Raw genomic sequence first — 21,227 nt, 5'->3', positions numbered from 1 at the left:
TTAAATCAATTAAATCAATTTCCAGATATCTGTTGCATATTCATTTATGGTGCGATCACTTGAGAACTTACCTGACTGTGCGATATTCACGAGACTCATTTTGTTCCAAGTCTGTTTGTTTTCGTAAAGTGTCACAGCTTTGATATGTGTCTCAAGATATGAAGTAAAATCTTTTAAGATAAAATATGGATCGTTATTCGTTAAAATGCGGTAGTAAATATCGCTGAATGTTTCGCCTTTTGCATAACGACCGTCTTTTAAGCCATCTAAAATAGACTTGAGGCGGTCATCTGTCTGGTAAATATCATTCGCCTGATAGCCGCCTTCATTCTGATAACTAATGACTTCCTCGCTTGATAAACCGAAGATTAAGATGTTTTCTTTACCTACCAGTTCAGCAATTTCAACATTGGCGCCGTCCATCGTACCTAAAGTGACTGCACCATTCATCATCATCTTCATGTTGCCGGTACCGGATGCTTCCATTGAGGCTGTAGAAATCTGTTCTGAAATCTCAGCAGCCGGCATAATGTATTCTGCGAGTGTGACATTATAATTTTCGAGGAAGACTACTTTAATACGGCCTGCCACATCTTTGTCCTCGTTGACTAAGTCACCGACAAGATGAATAAGACGAATGATTTCCTTCGCGAGGTGATAACTTGGCGCCGCTTTTGCACCAAATATAAATGTCTGCGGCACCATTTTCAGCTTCGGATTTCTCTTGATTTCATTATACAGATGAATGACATGGAAAATATTAAGCAACTGACGTTTATACTCATGCAGACGCTTGACCTGGACATCGAATATAGAGTGTTCATTCACTTCTATACCAGTTTTCTTGTAGATGACATCCTGCAGTATTTTTTTATTCTGTAATTTTACTTCTGCTAAGCGGTCAAGGAAGCCATTATCATTCTGATAACGCAGCAGCTGATTAAGTTCTACAGGTGATTTAATCCAGTGATCACCGATAGCATCTGTAATCAGGTCAGTCAATCCTGGATTAGCACCCATCAGCCAGCGACGGTGCGTAATACCGTTTGTCTTATTGTTAAACTTCTCGGGTGTTAATCGGTAGAAATCATGGAACGTATAGTCTTTAATAATATCTGAGTGCAGTGCCGCTACGCCGTTGACACTGTAGCTGCCGACGATGGCAAGCTTGCTCATATGAATCACGTCATCACTGATCACAGCGAGCTCACTGATACGGTCACGTAGTTCTTCATGTTCATCGAAGACTTGTTTACAGAATCGCTCATTAATTTCATGAATAATCATATAAATTCTCGGGCTCACACGTTTAACCATTTCAACTTGCCATTTCTCAAGCGCTTCCTGCATAATCGTATGATTCGTATAGGCGAAAGTATGAGAAGTGATAGACCATGCTTCTTCCCAGCTCAGTCCCTCCTCATCCATCAGTATACGCATCAGTTCGGGGATTCCGAATGTCGGATGAGTATCATTGATCTGGATGACATTCTTCTCATGGAACTGTTCAATCGGCATATCATACTGAGATTTAAAACGACGGATTAAAGTCTGAATCGTAGAAGAAACTAAGAAATACTGCTGTTTCAGTCTTAAGAAACGACCCTCTTCTGTTGAATCATCCGGGTAAAGGAAGCCGGAGATTTTCTCTACACTCTGCATATATTCAAGTTGATTTTTATATTGCTCAGGGCTGACTGCGTTTTCTGGTACTTCAGCACTCCATAATCTAAGTGTGTTCACGACATCATTCTCATAACCGACGATTCCGACATCATATGGAACTGCTAATACGACTTCCTGATCACGATAATGGAACTGATAATGATTATCTTCTACCGTAAAATCAGCTTCTCCGCCAAACTTGACTTCAATAGCTTCATCGATTTTTCGTGTCTCCCACGGGTAAACTTCTCGGAGCCAGTTATCCGGCAGTTCGATCTGGCTGCCTGAAACAATTCGCTGTTCAAATAGTCCATAGCGATAACGGATACCAAAACCGTGGCCTGCATAGCCCAGACTTGCAATTGAATCGAGGAAACAAGCCGCTAAACGGCCGAGACCACCATTACCGAGACCCGCATCCTGCTCTTCTCCATAAACGTCTCTCGGTTTTCGTCCTAAATCTGCTAAAACTTCATCACAGACCTTCTTAAAGCCAGTATTGATAAGGTTACTTTCAATTAAACGGCCGATTAAGAATTCCATCGATAAATATGAGACCTGACGTTTCTTGTTGTTAATATAACGCTGTTTTGTTTCAATACTTGCTTCATTGATAGAATCTTTTATAATTGATGCAATCGCATAGAATAAGTCTTTATCAGTCGTTTCTTCCAGAGTCTTAGTCCGTTTATCCCTTACCTTCTTTTCCAGCAACTCACGAAATTCTTCTTTAGAAAATGTTTTCACTTTTATTCTCCTTAATAGATGTCAAGATATTGGTGCGCAGATTGTGACCAGCTATGATTGACCTTCGTTATGTTAGTGAACATCCTTTTGTAAAGTTCCGCGTCGTGATAGATTGTCAGAGAATAGTTCAGACGATCCAGTAATTCATGTGCATTGTAATTGGCAAACGTGAGGCCGGTCCCTGTTCCTGTATAAACATTGAATGGCATGACTGTATCTTTCAGACCGCCTGTCTCACGGACAATCGGAATCGCTTTATACTGGAGAGCAATGAGCTGAGATAGACCGCATGGTTCAAAGAGTGATGGCATAATAAAGAAGTCACTCGCTGCATAAATTCTACGTGATAAGCCTTCACTAAAACCAATATAAGCATAGACTTTATCTGGATACTTCTCAGCTAAGTAATTAAAGAAGGATTCAAACTCATAAAGACCATTGCCCAGTATAACGATTTGAACATCCTGCTGAATAAATTCTTCCAGGATATGTGTGATTAAATGAAGTCCCTTTTGTTCGACCATCCGGGTGATGATAGAATACATCGGCACCTCTTTAACCGGTAATCCAAACTCACGCTGCAGACGCTTTTTATTCTGACGTTTCTTAATAATAGAAGTTTTAAAAGGCACATCTAAATTGGAATCTTTCATAGAATTATAGTCATCTACATCCAGTCCGTTGATGATACCAAGCAGGTCCCAGCTGCGCATACTCAGCATCGGTTCTAAACCTTCACCGTAATGCGCTGTCTTAATTTCTTCAGCATAAGTCGGAGAGACTGTTGTTATTTTATCTGCGTGGAAAATACCTGCTTTCATTAAGTTCAGCATGCCGCCCCATTCAAATCCAGAAAAATGGCTGATATCCAGGTTGAAAAGGTCACCAAATGCAGCATGTTCCATCCAGCCTTGGTAGAGAATATTATGAATCGTAAAGATTGTTCGGATACCAGGTACTGGCTGCTTAATTTTCGCAATCGCAACAGCGGCACCTGCCTGCCAGTCATGGCCATGGAGCACGTCCGGTTTAAAGTCTCCGCGATAGATAAATTCAATGACAGCATTGGAGAAGTAAACGAAACGCTCACCGTCATCTTCATAGCCGTATAGATTATCGCGTTTGAAATACTGTTCGTTATCGACAAAGTAGTAGTGGACGCCTTCATAGATCATCTCGTAAATACCTGTATATTGCTTGCGCCACCCTACTTCTGTTTCGAAAATCATGACTTCTGTTAAGAGCGCACGATATTCAGATTTTAACTTGGAGTATAACGGCAGAATGACACGGACTTCACAGTCATCCGTGTCATTTAAATATTGCGGGAGACTGCCGATTACATCAGCGAGTCCACCCGATTTAAAGAATGGCGTACATTCAGAAGCTACAAACAATACTTTTTTCATTTTTATACCTCTTTTATATTGTTTGACGTTTAGCCACAACAAACGGTTTATCATTAGATCCCGCTAAATGCTGGCCGTCATTGATTGTTACGTCTTTATCCAGTATAACATTCTCAAGAACTACATTTTCACCAATTTTACTGTTTGTCATGATGATTGAGTTCTTAATAACTGTGCCTTTACCAACGGTTACTCCGCGATAGAGAATACTGTTTTCAACAGAGCCATCAATTACACAGCCGTTTGCTACCATAGAGTTCTTCACTGTACAGTCTTCTTTATATTTAGTTGGAGGTTGATTAGAAATTTTAGTGCGTACACGGCAATCCTGCATAAACAAATCTTTATAGATCGTCGGATTCAAGATTGCCAGGTTACTATGATAGAACGTTTTTAGTGAATTGATATAGAAAGAACGTGTATTGATATTATAAACTTTGACGTTCAGTTCACCTAAGCGTTCCTGAATTCCCTGAATGAAGAAATTGTCTTTATAGTTACCGATACAGAAATTCAGAATATCAATTAACTTCTCTTTTTTAATGATGTAGACGCCCGTATAAAGATGAGGATTGCTCTGGTCATGGTTTAAGAACGTGACTTTACCATTTTCTTCATTAATTCGCTGAACAGGTCCATGCATTTCATGCAGTTCATTTTCAATCTCACCGATCAACGTGATATCTGCATCAGATTCAACGTGATATTTAAAGGCATCTTTGTAGTTCACGTTTGCGATAAACTGGGAGCCTGAAATAATAACATCTGTCGCTTTAGAACGACTGAAGAAATCACGGTTATTATGGAAATGTCTTAAATCACCGCGTGAAATATCAGTCGGGTCATGCCAGTCTGGCGGCAGGACGAAGAGTCGTGAATGTTTATCATTCAGCCCAAAGTTTTCACCGTTTTCAAGGTGGTCAAGCAGTGAGCGATATTTCTGGTTAACAAATAGTGCTAGCTCATCCACACCAGAGTTCACCATGTTAGAGATACTGAAGTCAATAAGACGATAACGGCCAGCGAACGGTACACTCGCACCGTTACGGAAGTAAGTCAGCTCCTCTAAAAAGTCATGTTCATTTTCTAAGTTAATTAAACCCATTAAAGAACGCATCATTATTTACCTCCATTGATATAGTCATCGATATTTTCAGGACCGACTACAATCGGTTCCGCTTCATTTGAACCGTCAATCGTTACGCCATTCGGAATCTCCAAATCATGCATGATGATCGCTTTTTTAATCACACAATTTTCGCCGACTTCTGTTCTCGGCTGAATAATTGCATCCTGGATAAGAGTATCTTTTCCGATAGATACTTCGCTGAAAAGTACAGAGTGATTCACTTTACCAAAAATAAAAGAACCAGGACACACGAGTGAATCTTTCAGTTCTGCTTCTTCACCAATATATTGCGGCGGCAGGTTCAGCTCATGTGAATAAGTCGGCCAAGTTTTACTGTTCAGCAGTTCTGCTAGGTCCTCTTCTAATAAATCCATGGTCGCTTCCCAGTAAGACTGGATTGTTCCTACATCTTTCCAGTATCCGTCAAAACGGTAAGCATAAAGCTGTTTATCATTGTCGAGCATTTTAGGAATAATGTCATTACCAAAATCGTGCTCTGAGTTAGGATCTTTTTCATCTTCTACTAAGTATTCACGAAGCAGTTTCCAGTTGAAGATATAGATACCCATTGATGCAAGATTGTTTTTAGGCACTTCTGGTTTTTCGTCAAACTCATAAATCTTATAGTCTTCTTCTGTGTTTAAAATCCCAAAACGAGAAGCATCTTCCATCGGTACTTCAATAACAGATATGGTTGCATCTGCATTTTTTTCTTTATGGAAGTCGAGCATACGCTGATAATCCATCTGATAGATATGGTCACCTGATAAAATCAGCAGATATTCCGGATCATATTGATCGATGAAATGGATGTTCTTCGTGATTGCATCTGCAGTCCCTTCAAACCAAGAAGCACCTTCCTGATTCGCAAATGGTGCCAGTACAGAAATACCGCCTTCCTGACGATCCAGTCCCCAAGGTTTACCCATACCGATATGACGATTCAGAAGTAAGGGTGCATATTGAACAAGTACGCCAACTGTAGAAATTTCTGAATTTGAAAGATTGCTCAGTGTAAAATCGATAATTCTGTATTTACCTCCAAAAGGAACAGCTGGTTTAGCAATTTTCTTAGTCAGCTGACCTAAACGTGTCCCTTTACCTCCTGCTAATAACATCCCTACTACTTCTGTACTCATCTGGATTCCCCCACATTTTTGATTTGAGCCGTCTGCTGGTAAATTGAAATACCGAACGGCGGTAATTTAGTTCTAATAACATACTTATACCCTTGTTTTTCACTTTTAACTGCACAAAGCTCATCTGATACTAATTGATTGCTGCCACCGAATTCTTCTGCATCAGAACTGAATATTTCTTTGTAGCCTGCTTGTTCTGGTACTTCTATTTCGAAATCATAATAAACTTGTCCAGTCATATTGATGGCTATAATCAGTTCTTCCTCTTCACTTTTACGCAAATAAGTTACAACAGACTGTTTATTGTTATCTGGATCAATCCATTCATAGCCCTCTGGTTCATAATCATCAGCAAATAATGAAGGATGACTCAGGTAGAAATGATTGAGCGCACGTACATATTTCTGCATGCCATGATGATAAGGATATTTAAGAATAAACCAGTCAATCTGTTCTTTATCTTTCCACTCGGAGTAGAGTCCTAGCTCACTTCCCATGAACAAGAGCTTTTTGCCCGGCTGCGTCATCTGGTAGCCATATAATGCTCGTAAGTTCGCAAACTTCTGCCACTGGTCACCCGGCATTTTGTCAAGCATCGATAATTTGCCATGGACGACTTCATCATGCGAAAACGGCAGAATATAATTTTCGTTATAACGATACATCATCGGAAATGTCAGATTTTGATGATGATATTGCCGCGCCTCCTGCGGTAGTTCGAAATAATCGAGGGTATCATGCATAAAACCGAGATCCCATTTGTAATTAAAGCCTAGTCCACCTTTGTCGACTGGTGCTGTAATCATCGGGATATCAGACGAATCTTCAGCCATCATCAGCACATGAGGATGATATTCAAAAATAACAGTATTCAGTTTCTGAATAAAGGCAACGCCTTCTTTATGGACGCTTGTACCATCATCATTGTATATTTTAGAATCTGGAGTATGATTTTCAAAATTCAAGTCTGTCATACTATGTACAGCGTCTACACGAAGTCCGTCTAAATGAAATTCCGTCAGCCAGTAATTAGCATTAGAAATCAAGAAACTTTGTATCTCCGGTCGCCCGTAATCAAATGTCAGAGTGCCCCATCCTTTTTTGACTGCTCTTTTAATATCCTGATGTTCATAGAGGGGCTTACCATCAAACTGTCTTAATCCATGCTCGTCTTTACAGAAATGCGCTGGCACCCAGTCCATGATGACACCGATGCCCGCCTGGTGAAATGAATCCACTAAATACTTAAAATCATCCGGTGTTCCGAAACGTGATGTCGGCGCATAATAACCTGTCACCTGATAACCCCATGATAAGTCAAAGGGATGTTCTGTCACGGGTAATATTTCGACATGGCTATAGCCCATCTCTTTAACGTAAGGTACCATCTCTTCTGCCATTTCTCTATATGTGTAATAAGTCAAATCCGTATATTCATCCACACTTAAATCGCCTTGATCCACTTCATGTTTACGCCATGTTCCTAAGTGCACCTCGTAAATATTAATAGGTGACTTAAAATGATCGGTCTTCTCACGCTGGGTCAACCATTCTTCATCCTGCCACTCATAACTGGAAGGTGCTTCAACGATTGAAGCAGTACGTGGTCTTCTCTGGGCGTATCTCGCATAAGGATCCGCTTTTAAAAGTCGGCCATTCTCTGTATCAATGACATATTTGTATGTCGTACCTGGCGCGATTTTGAATTCTGCGTGCCATAATCCTGCATCAGTCACGCGGTTCAGTGGATAATCAGCACCTGTCCAGTTATTCACGTCCAGCCCTAAACTAATCTTATACGCATGAGGTGCCCATACAGTGAATGTCGTCATCTCACTTTTCGGGTCGTAATGAGCGCCTAGGAACTGATAGGATTCATAGTGCGTGCCTTGATGAAAAAGATATTGATCTAAATCTGTAATAGGTTGCAACATTATCATTTCCCCTCTGTCACTTTATTTCCATTATAGTCCATATCCTCTTTTAACCGCAAAATAAAAGCGAAATTCTTTTATAAATTATGAATAATACAAAAATTAAGACAATATTTTCTTTTCAACAGCAAATGAGAAGAAAAATAAGCCTGAAATCCTTATAATAAAACTATTCCGAGCAGGAGGTTTTTAAATGCGTGGTTACATCGATACATTTACGACAATTTCATTAGAGTATACAAATCCTATCACTGAACCTGTCTATTTAGTGAGTGATGACGATATAATACCCCTTCAAGTGAATCAGCGTTCATCTGAACTATATGAACTCATCGCACAGTCGCCCATTGTACTGAATAAAAAATGGTGGTTAGAGTTCGGGGACGTCCGATTACCGGTCATATCCGGTCAGGTCGTTCGCACGGCAGAATTTGATGAGCGCTTTGCACGACAAGATCGTTACGGTGCTGAATACAACCAGGCGTATACAACATTTAAGGTCTGGTCCCCTGTCGCCAGCAAAATCACTCTCTTCGTTAATCATGAACCATATGAAATGAATGAAGATAAAGGTAACTGGTCCATTACACTGCAAGGAGACTATCTCGGTGCCATTTATTTTTACGGCGTTGAAGTAAACCATGAGTATCATGAAGTGATTGACCCTTATGCAAAAGGACTGACGATCAACGCGACTGCCGGTGTGGTCGTCAATCCTGAAGTCGCACCTGATGGGTTTAATATACACTCACGGCCTATTCTGCCTCCTGCTGATAGCATCATTTATGAAGTTCATGTACGTGACTTCTCCATGCATCCAAACAGCGGGATTCCACAAGACCTTAAAGGAAAATTTGAGGCGATGACCCTATCAGGTACTACGACTAAACATGGTTATAGTACTGGCTTTGATTATGTAAAGTCTCTTGGCATCACTCATATAGAACTTTTGCCTGTCAATGATTTCGCCAAAGTCGATGATGTCCATTTTACGACCAGCTACAACTGGGGCTATGACCCGATGTATTTCCAGACACCTGACGGCAGCTACTCTACTGACCCAAAGGATCCCGTCAAAAGAGTGCTTGAGCTGAAGTCACTTGTCCAGCGTTACCACAAAGCACATATAGGTGTTATTCTGGACGTTGTATTTAATCATGTCTTTCATCAGCCCACTTCATCATTTGAGCGCCTTGTTCCCGGTTATTATTTCCGTTACTATTCTGATTTATCACTTAGTAATGGGACAGGGGTCGGTAATGACTTTGCCAGCGAACGACAGATGGCTCGTCAGTTTATTCTCGACACTCTTCACTATTACGCTCAGAATTTTCAGGTGGATGGATTTCGCTTTGATCTGATGGGTGCAATCGATGTGAAGACGATGCAGCAGGTTGAAGAAATGCTGACTGCTCTCAATCCGAACATGCTTATTCTTGGTGAAGGCTGGCATTTAAATACGGCACTGCCCGATAACGAGAAGACAACACATGACCAGGCCTATCTCGTGCCACAAATCCACTTTTTCAATGATTATTTCAGAGATACCTTAAAAGGCAATAACTTTGATATTGGTGACACTGGCTATATCAATGGTTCAGGACGTTTCAGAGAACGGGTTTTCAAGCTCTTCCAAGGAGACTATGGTCTGCCGGTCGAACAGACGATTAACTACACAGAAGTCCACGATAACCATACCTTGTTTGACCGTTTAAGCTATACTTCTAAGCAGCATCCTGAAAACGTGCTGAAACTTCATCAGATGACCACTGTTTTCACCATACTCAGTCAAGGTATCCCATTCATTCATGCCGGCCAGGAATTTTATAGAACTAAGTATGGTCATGGCAACACTTATAATTTAAGCGATTTCATCAATCGCATTGATTGGAATCGACGTATCAAATACAATGAAGATATCACGATCATCAGAAAAGCCATTCAGCTAAAAAAAGCATACGAAGTCTTTCACCTTCAAGATGCCTTATCAATCAAGACGCGTATTATCGAAATAAAAGCACCAGACCCTGTTCTCGGTATTCTTCTTTTTGACTTGTACGATGAATTTATTCTTTTCTTCAATCCTACTGCGCTCAATTATACGATTGAACTGCCGAGACTAGGGGTATTTAATATAGAACTCAGTAATGTACATTCAGCAGGTCAAGTATCAAAAACTGTCACATTAAAACCTTTTGAATGTCTTATACTTAGAAAAACAATTTACTAAGGAGCGGTCAATATGCCAACAAGACAGCAATGGGAAGAAAAATTGTCACAAAGTTTAATCTCTGACTCTCAGTTTCATACATTATCTTCTGAACAGCAGAATGAAGGATTTGAAGGTGCGCTTGCATTCGGAACAGCGGGTATAAGAGGAAAACTCGGTCTTGGACCCAATCGTCTGAACCGTTTTACTGTTCAAAAAGTTGCACTCGGTCTGAGTCAGTATCTGAATGAAATCACACAGGACCCGACGGTTGTAATCGCTTATGATACCCGTCATCTCTCACCTGAATTCTGTGATGAGATTGCTATCGTACTCGCTTCAAATGGTATTAAAACATATATATATGATCGTTACCATACAACACCGGAATTGTCTTATTCAGTCCGTCATCTTCAAACAGATGCGGGTGTAATGATTACAGCAAGTCATAACCCACCTGAATATAACGGTATCAAGATATATGGTCCGGATGGTGGACAGATGGCTCTTGAAGGTTCCCAGAAAGTCAGTCAGTACATCGGACAAGTGGAAGATGAACTAAATATTGAAGTCAAAAATAAAGAAGAACTTCAAGCATCAGGACTGATTGTACCTGTGCCTGATTCAGTTGTCACAGACTATAAAAAAGAAGTGATCAACTTAATTGGTGACATCCCACAATCTGATTTAAAAATCGTCTTCTCAAGTTTACATGGAACAAGTGTCCCGATTGTCCCGGAAATTCTTGATGCTGTCGGCTTTAACAACTATCAGCTTGTAGAAGCACAATGTGTACCAGATGCAGACTTCACAAGTGTAAAATCTGCAAATCCGGAAGACCATGATGCCTTTGATATGGCAGTAGAACTGGGTAAAGAAACAAATGCCGATTTACTGATTGCAACGGATCCTGATGCTGACCGTATGGGTGTCGTTGCACTCCATGAGGGAGAATACCATTACTTCAACGGTAACCAGCTCGGAAGCCTGCTTCTCAACTACCGCATCAATCAGACAAAAGACATTGCAGACCGTGCAGCCGTCAAATCTATCGTGACAAGTGAACTGGGTAAAGTCATCGCTGAGAAAAATAACGTTAAAATGTTTGATGTCCTGACTGGATTCAAGTTTATCGCAGAAAAAATTGCAGAATTTGAAACAGATCAAAACTACCATTATATTTTCGGTTACGAAGAAAGTTATGGTTACATGGCCACTCCTTTTGTACGTGATAAAGATGCAGTACAGATTGTGCCATTAATCATCAAACTTGCGAGTGAGCTGAAAAATGAAGGAAAAACATTAGTTGACCAGATGAATGAAATTTACCGTGACTATGGTCATTATCAGGAGAAACTGTTCGCGCATACTTTTGAAGGACAGAGCGGTAAAGAAAAGATACAGACTATCATGAAAGAAGCGCGCGATAACGCACCGACAGAGATTGCCGGATTAAAGGTCATTGCAACTGAAGATTACCTCAAACAGGAACGTGTGGATGCTGATGACAGTCACGCTATAAACCTTCCACAGGCAGATGTGCTCAAATTCTTCTTTGATGATGGCTGGATTGCACTTCGCCCTTCTGGTACAGAACCGAAGATTAAGCTATATGTTTCACTTATCACTGATGACATCGATGCGATTGCAGAAAAAATTAATCAGCTGTTCTTCAGCTAACTCAAAAAAGCACCTGACAAGTTGTCAGGTGCTTTTTTAAATTCCGCTGAAAAAATTTAACCAGCTGATATGGCGTGTGAACATCATATAAAGGACGATCAGCACAAGTAACAACAGATTCATTTTAAAGATATCCACTTCAAACTTATGGTCATGATGATAAGAAATAAAGAGCCGCGTCGGTATACTGAGCACGACTAAAAAAGTCAGTATTTCTAATGCATGATTATAAGGTAAAGACAGCAGTTGAAAACCAAGCTGTATAAAACCGAAGACACACACTAATGTATAGTAACTCAAAATATCTACGAAAACTTTATAGATCGTGATATTGGAATTGATTGAAATCAACTGAGTAAAAAACGTAAAGATAATCAGGACAAGCGTAAATATAAGCCCTGATATTGCATATTGCAGACCATCCTGCCATTCAAACTGCTCGCCGGTTGCACCTATGAAGAAGAGAATGGCAATATAAAGCAGGAGATTAAGAAGTGCCCAGAGAAAATATCTGCCGCTTGTCTGATCATCTGCAACAATCTGTGGTCTTGATAACGTATATTTCAAAAAACTCTGAAACGATTCAATCTTATATTCAAACTCTGCAGCTGGTCTGATCACCAGTGCTTTCAGGCTCGATTTTTTATCTGGCAACTGATTAAATTGTCTGACTCTCTTTGCGGGAGTCGTATCCTTAATGAATGAATTGATGTGATCCCACTTTTTGCTCATACGTCACCTCCATAAAAATACTCGTTTATTGTAGTATACAATAAACGAGTATTTTAAGGGTTAAAGATTATCGCGGAAATCCACTAACGTCGCGATATCTTGTTCTTTAATTTTCTTCATGTCTGCCGCTACTTTGATCAGTGAATCAAAATCACTCAGTGTAAAGTACGGGTACCCAGCTGCTTGTAAGCGCTCCTGACCTTTTTTCAACTGGTAGCTGAAAATGGCAACAATGCCAAGCACTTCTGCGCCATGTTCTTTCAGCGCATCTGCTGCATCAATTGCAGAGCCACCTGTTGAAATGAGATCTTCAACGACCACCACTTTCTGACCAGGCTTGACGAGACCTTCAATCTGGTTTCCTTTGCCGTGCTTCTTACTTGATGACCGTACATAGCTCATCGGCAGTGCCATTTTCTGTGAAACGAACGCGGCATGTGGTATACCTGCAGTCGCTGTTCCAGCAATGACCTCTACATCAGAGAAATGTTCTTTAATAAGCGTAACAAGTCCTGCGGCTACTTCATCACGAACTTCAGGATAAGACATTGTCAGACGGTTGTCACAGTAAATGGGACTCTTGATGCCCGATGCCCATGTAAACGGCTCATCCGGACTCAGCGATACTGCTTCTATTTCCAGTAAACGTTTTGCAATTTCTTCTTTTAACATCCTTGTTCCCACGCTTTCTTAATAGAATGATATTTTGCAACAGGATCACTGTCCTGCGTAATAGAACGTCCGACAACGATATGCGTCGAACCATTCTGACGTGCAAATTCAGGTGTTGCAATTCTGACCTGATCGCCTTTGGCATCTGCCAGCGTACGGATGCCCGGTGTCACTTTGAGAAAGTCTTCACCCAGCGCTTCTCTAATCAGCGCACTTTCATTTGCAGAGCAGACGACGCCGGCGAGACCGGCATCACGCGTCACCCTTGCGTAGTTCACGATGCTGTCGTTAATACTTCCAGGTATGCCCTGTTCCTCGTTCATCATCTCTTCTGACGTACTCGTCAGCTGAGTGACGGCGATCAATTGTGCCTGGCTACCGCCTGCTTTCAGGCCGTCAAGCGCTGCTGTCATCATCTTGCTGCCACCTGCTGCATGGACATTGATCATCTGGATGTCCAGTCCCGCCAGACCTTTCATCGCCTGACCGACTGTATTCGGAATATCATGCAATTTCAAGTCGAGGAAGATATCATGACCAAGGTCACGTACCTCCTTAACAATAGTGGGACCATTCTGCAGATAAAGTTCCATCCCGATTTTAACAAAAAGCTGCTCATCAAATGGTTTCAGAAAAGTCAGCACTTCTTCCATATTTCTAAAATCAAGTGCAATGATTGGATTAGTGTTCATTATTTTACCCCCAGGATGTCAAGTGTACGACCTTTGAGTTCATGGATGTGCTGAACACCAAGTGCATCCAGCAGTCCAGGCAGTTCATCGATAATATCCTGACAGACAGTCGGATTCTGGAAGTTTGCAGTTCCTACAGCCACTGCATCTGCACCGACAGATATATAGTCAATAACGTCCTGAGCTGAAGTCACTCCGCCCATCGCAATGATTGGAATATCCAGATGCTGACGTACTTCATAGACCATACGCATCGCTACCGGTTTGATAGCTGGACCGCTTAAACCGCCGATTGTATTAGCGATGATAGGCGCGCCTGTCCTGCTGTTCAGCTGCAGGCCGACGAGTGTGTTGATCATCGTCAGACCGTCAGCGTAAGGTGCTACAGCCTGCGCCATCTGCACAATATTCGTGACATTCGGTGATAACTTGACGTAGACCGGAACACTGGATACTTCTTTTACTTTACGTGTCAGCCGTGCAGCTGTCTCAGGATCTGTCCCAAACTGAATGCCACCTTCTTTAACGTTCGGGCAGGAAATGTTTAGTTCCAGCGCCTTGACATTCGGTGATTGTGAGATATGTTCTGCTACATAGACATAGTCTTCTTCTGTAGAGCCTGCTACGTTAGCAATAATCGGTGTCTCGAACTGTTCAAGCCATTTAAGTTCATGCTCAATAATATGATGGACGCCTGGGTTCTGCAGACCGATCGCATTGATCATCCCACTGGACGTCTCTGCTATACGCGGCGTCGGATTGCCGAAACGCTGCTCTTTTGTTGCTGCTTTAATCATAATAGCCCCTAAGTTATTCAGATCCATAAACTGAGCATATTCCTGACCGAAAGCGAAGCAGCCGGATGCCGGCATCACCGGGTTCTTTAAGTCGAGGCCAGGCAGTTTTACATTCAATCTCATAGTTCCAGCTCCCCTTTCTTAAAGACCGGTCCATCTGTACAGATCTTGACATAGCCGTGGTCATTATCCGCTTTGCAGACACAAGCATAACATGCCCCAATGCCGCATCCCATGCGTTCTTCAAGTGAAACATAGCCTTCAGTATCCGGCAATGTCTCCTGAATCGCTTTAATCATCACGATTGGCCCACATGTATAGAACGTGTCATAGGTTTTCGGCAGACTCTTGATGACGTCCGTGACAAAACCTTTTGTGCCGTAACTGCCATCAGCTGTCGCGATATGTGTCTCGCCGAGCGCTGCAAACTTGTCGGCATAGAAGATATCATCTTTAGAATTAAATCCAAGCACATGGATTGTCCGGATGCCTCTTGCATTCAGCTGCTTTGAAAGTTCGTACAGAGGAGGAACTCCGATACCGCCACCGATGAGTAGCGCTGTCTCTTTCGCCGCTTCTACAGGGAAACCATTGCCGAGCGGTGCTAAAATATCGATCTGGTCGCCTGCTTTAGCTTTGGACAGAGCCTTTGTTCCTTTACCATCTGCACGGTACAGACAAGTGAGTGTCTCTTCTTCAATGTTGACTTCACAGATAGAGATCGGTCTTCTGAGCATAAACTCAGAAGAATCTCCGACTCTGATGTGAACAAACTGTCCTGGTGTCTTCATATTGCGAGTGATGTCACCGTGCATTACAAGTTCATATATATTACGTGCAATCAGATTGTGACTGACAACGGTCATTTTTTCCTGCATGTTACCCTCCTACATCTGATTCATATTAAATGTCATACTCTCAATGACACCGATCAACGCACGCGCAGTATCTAAAGATGTGAGACATGGTACGCCATTATCCACTGACTCACGTCTGATCTGGAAGCCATCGCGTTCAAACTGTTTACCTTTTGTCATCGTATTAATGACGAGCTGTACACGGCCATCTTTAATGACATCCAGCAAGTTCAGTTCGTCACCGATTTTGCTGACTTCAACGACTGGAATGCCAGCGTCTTTTAAGACTTGCGCAGTGCCTTTTGTCGCCATGATGCGATAGCCGACATTATGCAGTCGTTTAACAAGCTCTGTCGCTTCTTCTTTATCTTTATCAGCGACAGTCACAAGTGCTGTACCATGGTCTTTGACCTGCAGGCCGCTTGCTACGAGTCCTTTGTAAAGTGCTTTTTCTAAAGTGATGTCTTTACCCATCACTTCACCTGTCGATTTCATTTCTGGTCCAAGTGTAATATCAACATTTTTAAGTTTGCTGAAGCTGAAGACCGGTGCCTTAACGAAGACGCCTTCTTTAAATGGTACTAAGCCATTTGTGTAGCCTTTATTTGTCAGCTTCTCACCCAGTACAGCCTTCATTGCGAGGTTCGCCATCGGTACTTCTGTAATCTTACTCAAGAACGGCACTGTACGGCTTGAACGAGGATTCACTTCCAGTACATAGACTTTATCATCAGCAATAACAAACTGAATGTTAAGTAGACCGATAATTTCAAGACCACGCGCTAGACGTTCTGTGTAATCTGCCAGTGTGTCGATATGTTCCTGTGATAAGCTTTGCGGCGGATAGACAGCAATAGAGTCACCTGAGTGAACACCCGCGCGTTCAATATGTTCCATAATACCAGGAATCACGACTGTGTCACCGTCACAGATTGCGTCAACTTCAATTTCCTTACCTGTCAGATAGCGGTCAATCAGCACTGGATGTTCCGGACTCGCTTTAACAGCCTGTGTCATGTAATTCGTCAGTTCCTGTTCATCGTAGACGATTTCCATCGCACGGCCCCCGAGGACGTATGAAGGACGGACGAGAACCGGATAGCCGATATAGTTCGCATTGGCTACTGCTTCTTCTACTGATGTCGCTGTTTTACCGAGCGGCTGCGGGATACCGATTTCCTGCATCAGCGCCTCAAACTCTTTACGGTCTTCTGCTTTATCTAAGTTCTCAAGAGATGTTCCTAAGATTTTGACACCGTATTTCTCGATCTTATCTGCTAAATTGATCGCCGTCTGACCACCGAACTGCACGACAACCCCTTCCGGCTGCTCGAGGTTGATGATATTCATAACTTCTTCTTCTGTTAACGGTTCGAAGTACAGTTTATCTGAGATAGAGAAGTCAGTAGAGACTGTTTCAGGGTTGTTGTTAATGATAATTGCCTCGTAGCCTGCTTCACGAATCGCCCATACAGCGTGTACAGTCGCATAGTCAAACTCGACCCCTTGACCGATACGGATTGGACCAGATCCAAGAACGATGACTTTCTTCTTATCTGTTACGATTGATTCATTTTCTGTTTCATATGTGCCGTAGAAATAAGGCGTGCTCGATTCGAACTCAGAAGCACAAGTATCCACCATTTTGTAGACCGGTAAAATCTGGTGCTGTTGTCTTAAATCATATACTTCACGTTCTGTCATGTTCCAGCGGTGTGCAATCACACGGTCACTGAAGCCATATTTTTTAGCCCAGATCAGATGATCAATATCGCCCGGGTTATCTTTTAAGTCATGCTCGATATCAATGATATGCTGCATTTTATTCAGGAAGAAGAGATCGATTTTAGTCAGCTCATGAATATGTTCTGGTGTCACACCGCGGCGCAGTGCCTCACCGATGAAGAAAAGACGTTCATCATCCTGTTCTAAAATACGTTTCTCGATGAAATCCAGCTCGAATTCTTCACCATTAGGTAAACCGAGGTGGTGTACACCGTATTCAAGTGAACGGATTGCTTTCAGTAATGATTCTTCGTAAGTACGGCCGATTGCCATAACTTCGCCTGTCGCTTTCATCTGCGTACCGAGTACACGTTCACCCTTTTCAAATTTATCGAACGGGAATCTCGGGATTTTAGAGACGACATAGTCCAGTGCCGGTTCAAATGCAGCGTAGCTTGTCCCTGTTACAGGATTCAGCATCTCATCAAGCGTCATACCGACTGCAATCTTCGCAGCGAGTTTAGCGATTGGATAGCCTGTCGCTTTAGAAGCAAGCGCAGAAGAACGGGATACACGCGGGTTGACTTCGATAATGTAATAGTTATATGAATGCGGATCGAGCGCTAACTGAACATTACAGCCGCCCTCAATCTTAAGTGCACGGATAATTTTCAGCGAAACGTCACGCAGCATGTGATATTCTCTGTCTGATAATGTCTGTGAAGGTGCCACAACGATTGAGTCACCCGTATGGATGCCGACCGGATCGATGTTCTCCATGTTACATACAACGATTGCGTTGTCATTAGAGTCACGCATCACTTCGTATTCAATTTCTTTGAAGCCAGCGATTGATTTTTCAATCAGACACTGTGTCACAGGTGAGTATTTCAGACCGTTCGTCACGATTTCAATCAGTTCCTGTTCATCATGACAGATACCGCCGCCTGTACCACCCATCGTGAATGCAGGACGTACGATAACCGGATAGCCGATGTCATTCGCAAAATCAACCGCTCCTTGAACATCATTGACGATATCACTTTCAGGTACAGGTTCACCGAGTTCATTCATCAGGCTGCGGAATAAGTCGCGGTCTTCTGCCTGTTCTATCGATGACAGTTTTGTGCCGAGTAAAGTAACGTTATTCTCTTCTAAAATACCTGCTTCATGCAGCTGGACTGCCATGTTCAGCCCTGTCTGACCACCAAGAGTTGGCAGCAGTGCGTCTGGCTGTTCCTTACGGATAATACGTGCAACAAAATCAAGTGTTAATGGCTCGATATAAACTTTATCAGCTATCTCAGTATCAGTCATGATGGTCGCCGGGTTAGAGTTGACGAGGATAACACGGTAACCTTCTTCGCGAAGAGCGAGGCAGGCCTGTGTTCCTGCATAGTCAAATTCTGCTGCCTGTCCGATAATAATCGGTCCTGAACCAATTACGAGTATAGTCTTAATATCATTACGTTTAGCCATTCATGACACTCCCTTTATTTTCGTTCATCATCTGAATAAAATCATCGAATAAGTAGTTTGGATCGTGTGGACCTGGACTTGCTTCAGGGTGATACTGTACAGAGAATGCCGGCAGTTCTTTATGACGCAGACCTTCGACAGTACCGTCATTCAGTGCGGCGTGTGTGATCACTAAATCTGTATCCTTCACTGTTTCAGGGTCTACTGAGTAGCCGTGGTTCTGTGAAGTGATTTCAATTTTGCCGGTCGCCAGGTTCTTCACCGGATGATTCGCACCGCGGTGACCGAATTTCATCTTGAATGTGGAAGCCCCGCATGCAAGTGCAAAGAGCTGATGGCCGAGACAAATACCAAAGAACGGTACTTTACCGAGGATACCGTTAATCATATTGATGCCGTCCTGTACGACTTCCGGGTTACCTGGACCGTTTGACAGCATCACGCCGTCCGGACGTAAACGCAGGATTTCTTCTGCTGTTGTATTCCAAGGCATCACTGTAACGTCACAGCCGCGTAAGTTCAGTTCTCGGACAATGTTTTCTTTTTTACCGAAGTCAATCAGCACAACGCGTAAGTCGTTACCAGTTGAAACATAGGCTGTCTTTGTCGAAACTTGCGCTACTTCATCAGTCGGAAACTCAGCTGTTTTTAAACTTTCAATTGTCGCTTCTACATCTGCTTCTTCGTTAACAAATGCAGCTTTAAGTACACCGTGCTGGCGGATAATACGTGTCAGTTTACGTGTATCTACACCATCAATCCCCGGAATATCGTAGTTTTTTAGCGTCTCATCAAGTGAAGCCATATTACGGAAGTTGCTTGGCAGTTCGCACGCCTCACGCACGACCATCCCCTTTAATGAAGGATTCAACGTCTCATAGTCATCACGGTTGATACCGTAGTTACCGATCAGCGGATAAGTGAATGTAATGATCTGTCCTGTATATGAAGGATCAGATAATGTTTCCTGATAACCAGTCATCGCTGTATTAAAAACGATTTCACCTTGTGTTTCTTTATCGCTGCCGAAACGATAGCCTTTAAAAATCGTGCCGTCTTCCAGTACTAAAAATCTTTGTTTACGCATGTTGCCCCTCCTGATAAGCGATTTTTCCTTCTGCCAGTGTCAATGTCACATTACCGAAAACTTTTTCTCCGATAAACGGTGTGTTTGAACTCTTTGATAAGAAGTCTTCTTCTTTAATCTCATATTCTTCATCTAAATTAATAACAGCAATATCTGCCGGTTCCCCGACTGCGAGTCGGCCGTATGGCAGTTTAAAGACATCTGCCGGTTTAGTTGTTAAGTATTCAACGAGCTGTTCAAGTGTCCAGTCGCCGTTTTTAACGAAGTGCGTGTAAAGTAATGGGAATGCTGTCTCGCTGCCGACAATGCCGAACGGTGCTTTGACCATCGGCTGATTTTTTTCATCTGCCGCATGTGGAGCATGGTCTGTCGCAATGAAATCGATTGTGCCGTCTAACAGTGCTTCAATCAATGCTTCCTGATCTTCTCTAGAACGAAGCGGTGGATTCATCTTGAGAATCGCATCATCTTCAGTGATGACATTTTCGTTCAGCAGTAAATGGTGCGGTGTGACTTCTGCTGTCACTTTAATACCTGCACGTTTCGCATCGCGGATCGCTCTGATACTCTGAATGCTTGAAACGTGACAGACATGGTAATGACAGTCCGCCGCTTCTGCAAGCAGAACGTCACGTGCAATCTGTACCGCTTCACAGATAGAAGGAATACCTGGGATCCCGAGCTTCTTTGATACTTGACCTTCATGCATGGCTCCGCCGTAAATCAGTGAGTTATCCTCGCAGTGGGCGACAATCGCCATATCGAGCTTCGCTGCCTGCTGCATAGCCTCGTACATCACTGAAGCAGTCTGGACACCAACACCGTCATCAGTGAATGCAAAAGCTCCATGTTCCTTTAGTGCTGAGAAGTCCACCAGGTTCTCACCCAGTTGGCGCTCTGTGATAGAAGCATATGGCAGTACGCGTACAACAGCACTGTCCTGAATCGTTTTGTTCAGTTTATCTAAGTTTTCAACAGTATCAGGAACTGGACGTGTATTCGGCATCGGACAGACCGTTGTGAATCCACCGCGGGCTGCAGCTTTTGTACCTGTCTCAATCGTCTCCTTGTGCTCACCGCCTGGTTCACGTAAATGGACATGTACATCGATAAAGCCTGCTGATACAAACTGTCCTTTTAAGTCGATGATATCGCTGTTATAAACATTTAAGCGTTCTCCGATCTCTGTAATTTTACCATCCTCTATTCTGATGTCTCTTTCAACAAGCTGGCCGTTCTCTAAAATCTGGCCGCCTCGCAGTAATGTACTCATG

The 21,227-nt window shown here is 42.6% G+C and carries 15 protein-coding genes; 2 read left to right on the top strand and 13 right to left on the bottom strand.

The window, feature by feature from the left end; genetic code table 11:
- Window positions 1–9 precede the first annotated feature (9 nt).
- Genes MGG13_RS04715 through glgB form a run of 5 tightly spaced genes read right to left on the bottom strand, consistent with a single transcriptional unit; the run spans window position 10 to window position 8,023 of the window.
- The gene (locus tag MGG13_RS04715) at window positions 10–2,412 is read right to left on the bottom strand and encodes a glycogen/starch/alpha-glucan phosphorylase (RefSeq protein WP_239035546.1); all 2,403 of its coding nucleotides are present in this window, start codon (window positions 2,410–2,412) and stop codon (window positions 10–12) included.
- An 11-nt stretch (window positions 2,413–2,423) separates the two neighbouring features.
- A complete protein-coding gene (locus MGG13_RS04710; RefSeq protein WP_239035545.1) occupies window positions 2,424–3,821 on the bottom strand; it encodes a glycogen synthase in 1,398 nt (465 codons plus the stop codon).
- A gap of 13 nt (window positions 3,822–3,834) precedes the next feature.
- Window positions 3,835–4,941, bottom strand: a complete 1,107-nt coding sequence (gene glgD, locus MGG13_RS04705; protein ID WP_239035544.1) for a glucose-1-phosphate adenylyltransferase subunit GlgD — start codon at window positions 4,939–4,941, stop codon at window positions 3,835–3,837.
- Window positions 4,941–6,089 (bottom strand): glucose-1-phosphate adenylyltransferase, encoded by a 1,149-nt coding sequence (locus tag MGG13_RS04700; protein ID WP_239035543.1) that lies wholly within the window; start codon window positions 6,087–6,089, stop codon window positions 4,941–4,943. The genes glgD and MGG13_RS04700 overlap by 1 nt, the downstream gene beginning before the upstream one ends.
- Entirely contained in the window at window positions 6,086–8,023 is a 1,938-nt protein-coding gene (gene glgB / locus MGG13_RS04695; RefSeq protein ID WP_239035542.1) for a 1,4-alpha-glucan branching protein GlgB, read from the bottom strand. Before glgB ends, MGG13_RS04700 begins: the two co-directional genes overlap by 4 nt.
- A gap of 193 nt (window positions 8,024–8,216) precedes the next feature.
- Between glgB and pulA the strand changes: the two genes are divergently transcribed.
- Together pulA and MGG13_RS04685 are read left to right on the top strand one after the other, a co-directional pair.
- Complete coding sequence (gene pulA, locus MGG13_RS04690) at window positions 8,217–10,253, top strand: type I pullulanase (RefSeq protein ID WP_239035541.1); 2,037 nt, start codon at window positions 8,217–8,219, stop codon at window positions 10,251–10,253.
- A 12-nt stretch (window positions 10,254–10,265) separates the two neighbouring features.
- On the top strand, window positions 10,266–11,912 hold the full coding sequence (locus MGG13_RS04685; RefSeq protein ID WP_239035540.1) for a phospho-sugar mutase: 1,647 nt from the start codon (window positions 10,266–10,268) through the stop codon (window positions 11,910–11,912).
- A gap of 36 nt (window positions 11,913–11,948) precedes the next feature.
- Here the strand turns inward: MGG13_RS04685 and MGG13_RS04680 are convergent, their stop codons facing one another.
- The 8 genes from MGG13_RS04680 to MGG13_RS04645 are packed head-to-tail and all read right to left on the bottom strand — an operon-like array spanning window position 11,949 to window position 21,226.
- On the bottom strand, window positions 11,949–12,644 hold the full coding sequence (locus tag MGG13_RS04680; protein WP_239035539.1) for a hypothetical protein: 696 nt from the start codon (window positions 12,642–12,644) through the stop codon (window positions 11,949–11,951).
- 60 nt (window positions 12,645–12,704) lie between these two features.
- Window positions 12,705–13,316, bottom strand: coding sequence for an orotate phosphoribosyltransferase (pyrE, locus tag MGG13_RS04675; RefSeq protein WP_133431015.1), 612 nt, complete (start codon window positions 13,314–13,316; stop codon window positions 12,705–12,707).
- Entirely contained in the window at window positions 13,310–14,008 is a 699-nt protein-coding gene (gene pyrF / locus MGG13_RS04670; protein ID WP_133431016.1) for an orotidine-5'-phosphate decarboxylase, read from the bottom strand. Before pyrF ends, pyrE begins: the two co-directional genes overlap by 7 nt.
- Window positions 14,008–14,928 (bottom strand): dihydroorotate dehydrogenase, encoded by a 921-nt coding sequence (locus tag MGG13_RS04665; protein ID WP_239035538.1) that lies wholly within the window; start codon window positions 14,926–14,928, stop codon window positions 14,008–14,010. The genes pyrF and MGG13_RS04665 overlap by 1 nt, the downstream gene beginning before the upstream one ends.
- Entirely contained in the window at window positions 14,925–15,683 is a 759-nt protein-coding gene (locus MGG13_RS04660) for a dihydroorotate dehydrogenase electron transfer subunit (protein WP_239035537.1), read from the bottom strand. Before MGG13_RS04660 ends, MGG13_RS04665 begins: the two co-directional genes overlap by 4 nt.
- Before the next feature lie 9 nt (window positions 15,684–15,692).
- Window positions 15,693–18,866, bottom strand: a complete 3,174-nt coding sequence (carB, locus tag MGG13_RS04655) for a carbamoyl-phosphate synthase large subunit (RefSeq protein ID WP_239035536.1) — start codon at window positions 18,864–18,866, stop codon at window positions 15,693–15,695.
- Window positions 18,859–19,953 carry a carbamoyl phosphate synthase small subunit gene (locus MGG13_RS04650; RefSeq protein WP_239035535.1) on the bottom strand — a complete coding sequence of 365 codons (1,095 nt, stop codon included), beginning with the start codon at window positions 19,951–19,953 and terminating at the stop codon, window positions 18,859–18,861. The genes carB and MGG13_RS04650 overlap by 8 nt, the downstream gene beginning before the upstream one ends.
- Entirely contained in the window at window positions 19,946–21,226 is a 1,281-nt protein-coding gene (locus MGG13_RS04645; RefSeq protein ID WP_239035534.1) for a dihydroorotase, read from the bottom strand. Before MGG13_RS04645 ends, MGG13_RS04650 begins: the two co-directional genes overlap by 8 nt.
- Window position 21,227 lies beyond the last annotated feature (1 nt).

It is taken from the genome of Macrococcus brunensis, from assembly GCF_022343725.1.
Classification (GTDB): Bacteria; Bacillota; Bacilli; order Staphylococcales; family Staphylococcaceae; genus Macrococcus; species Macrococcus brunensis.
This window is presented reverse-complemented; position numbering and strand designations above follow the sequence as displayed.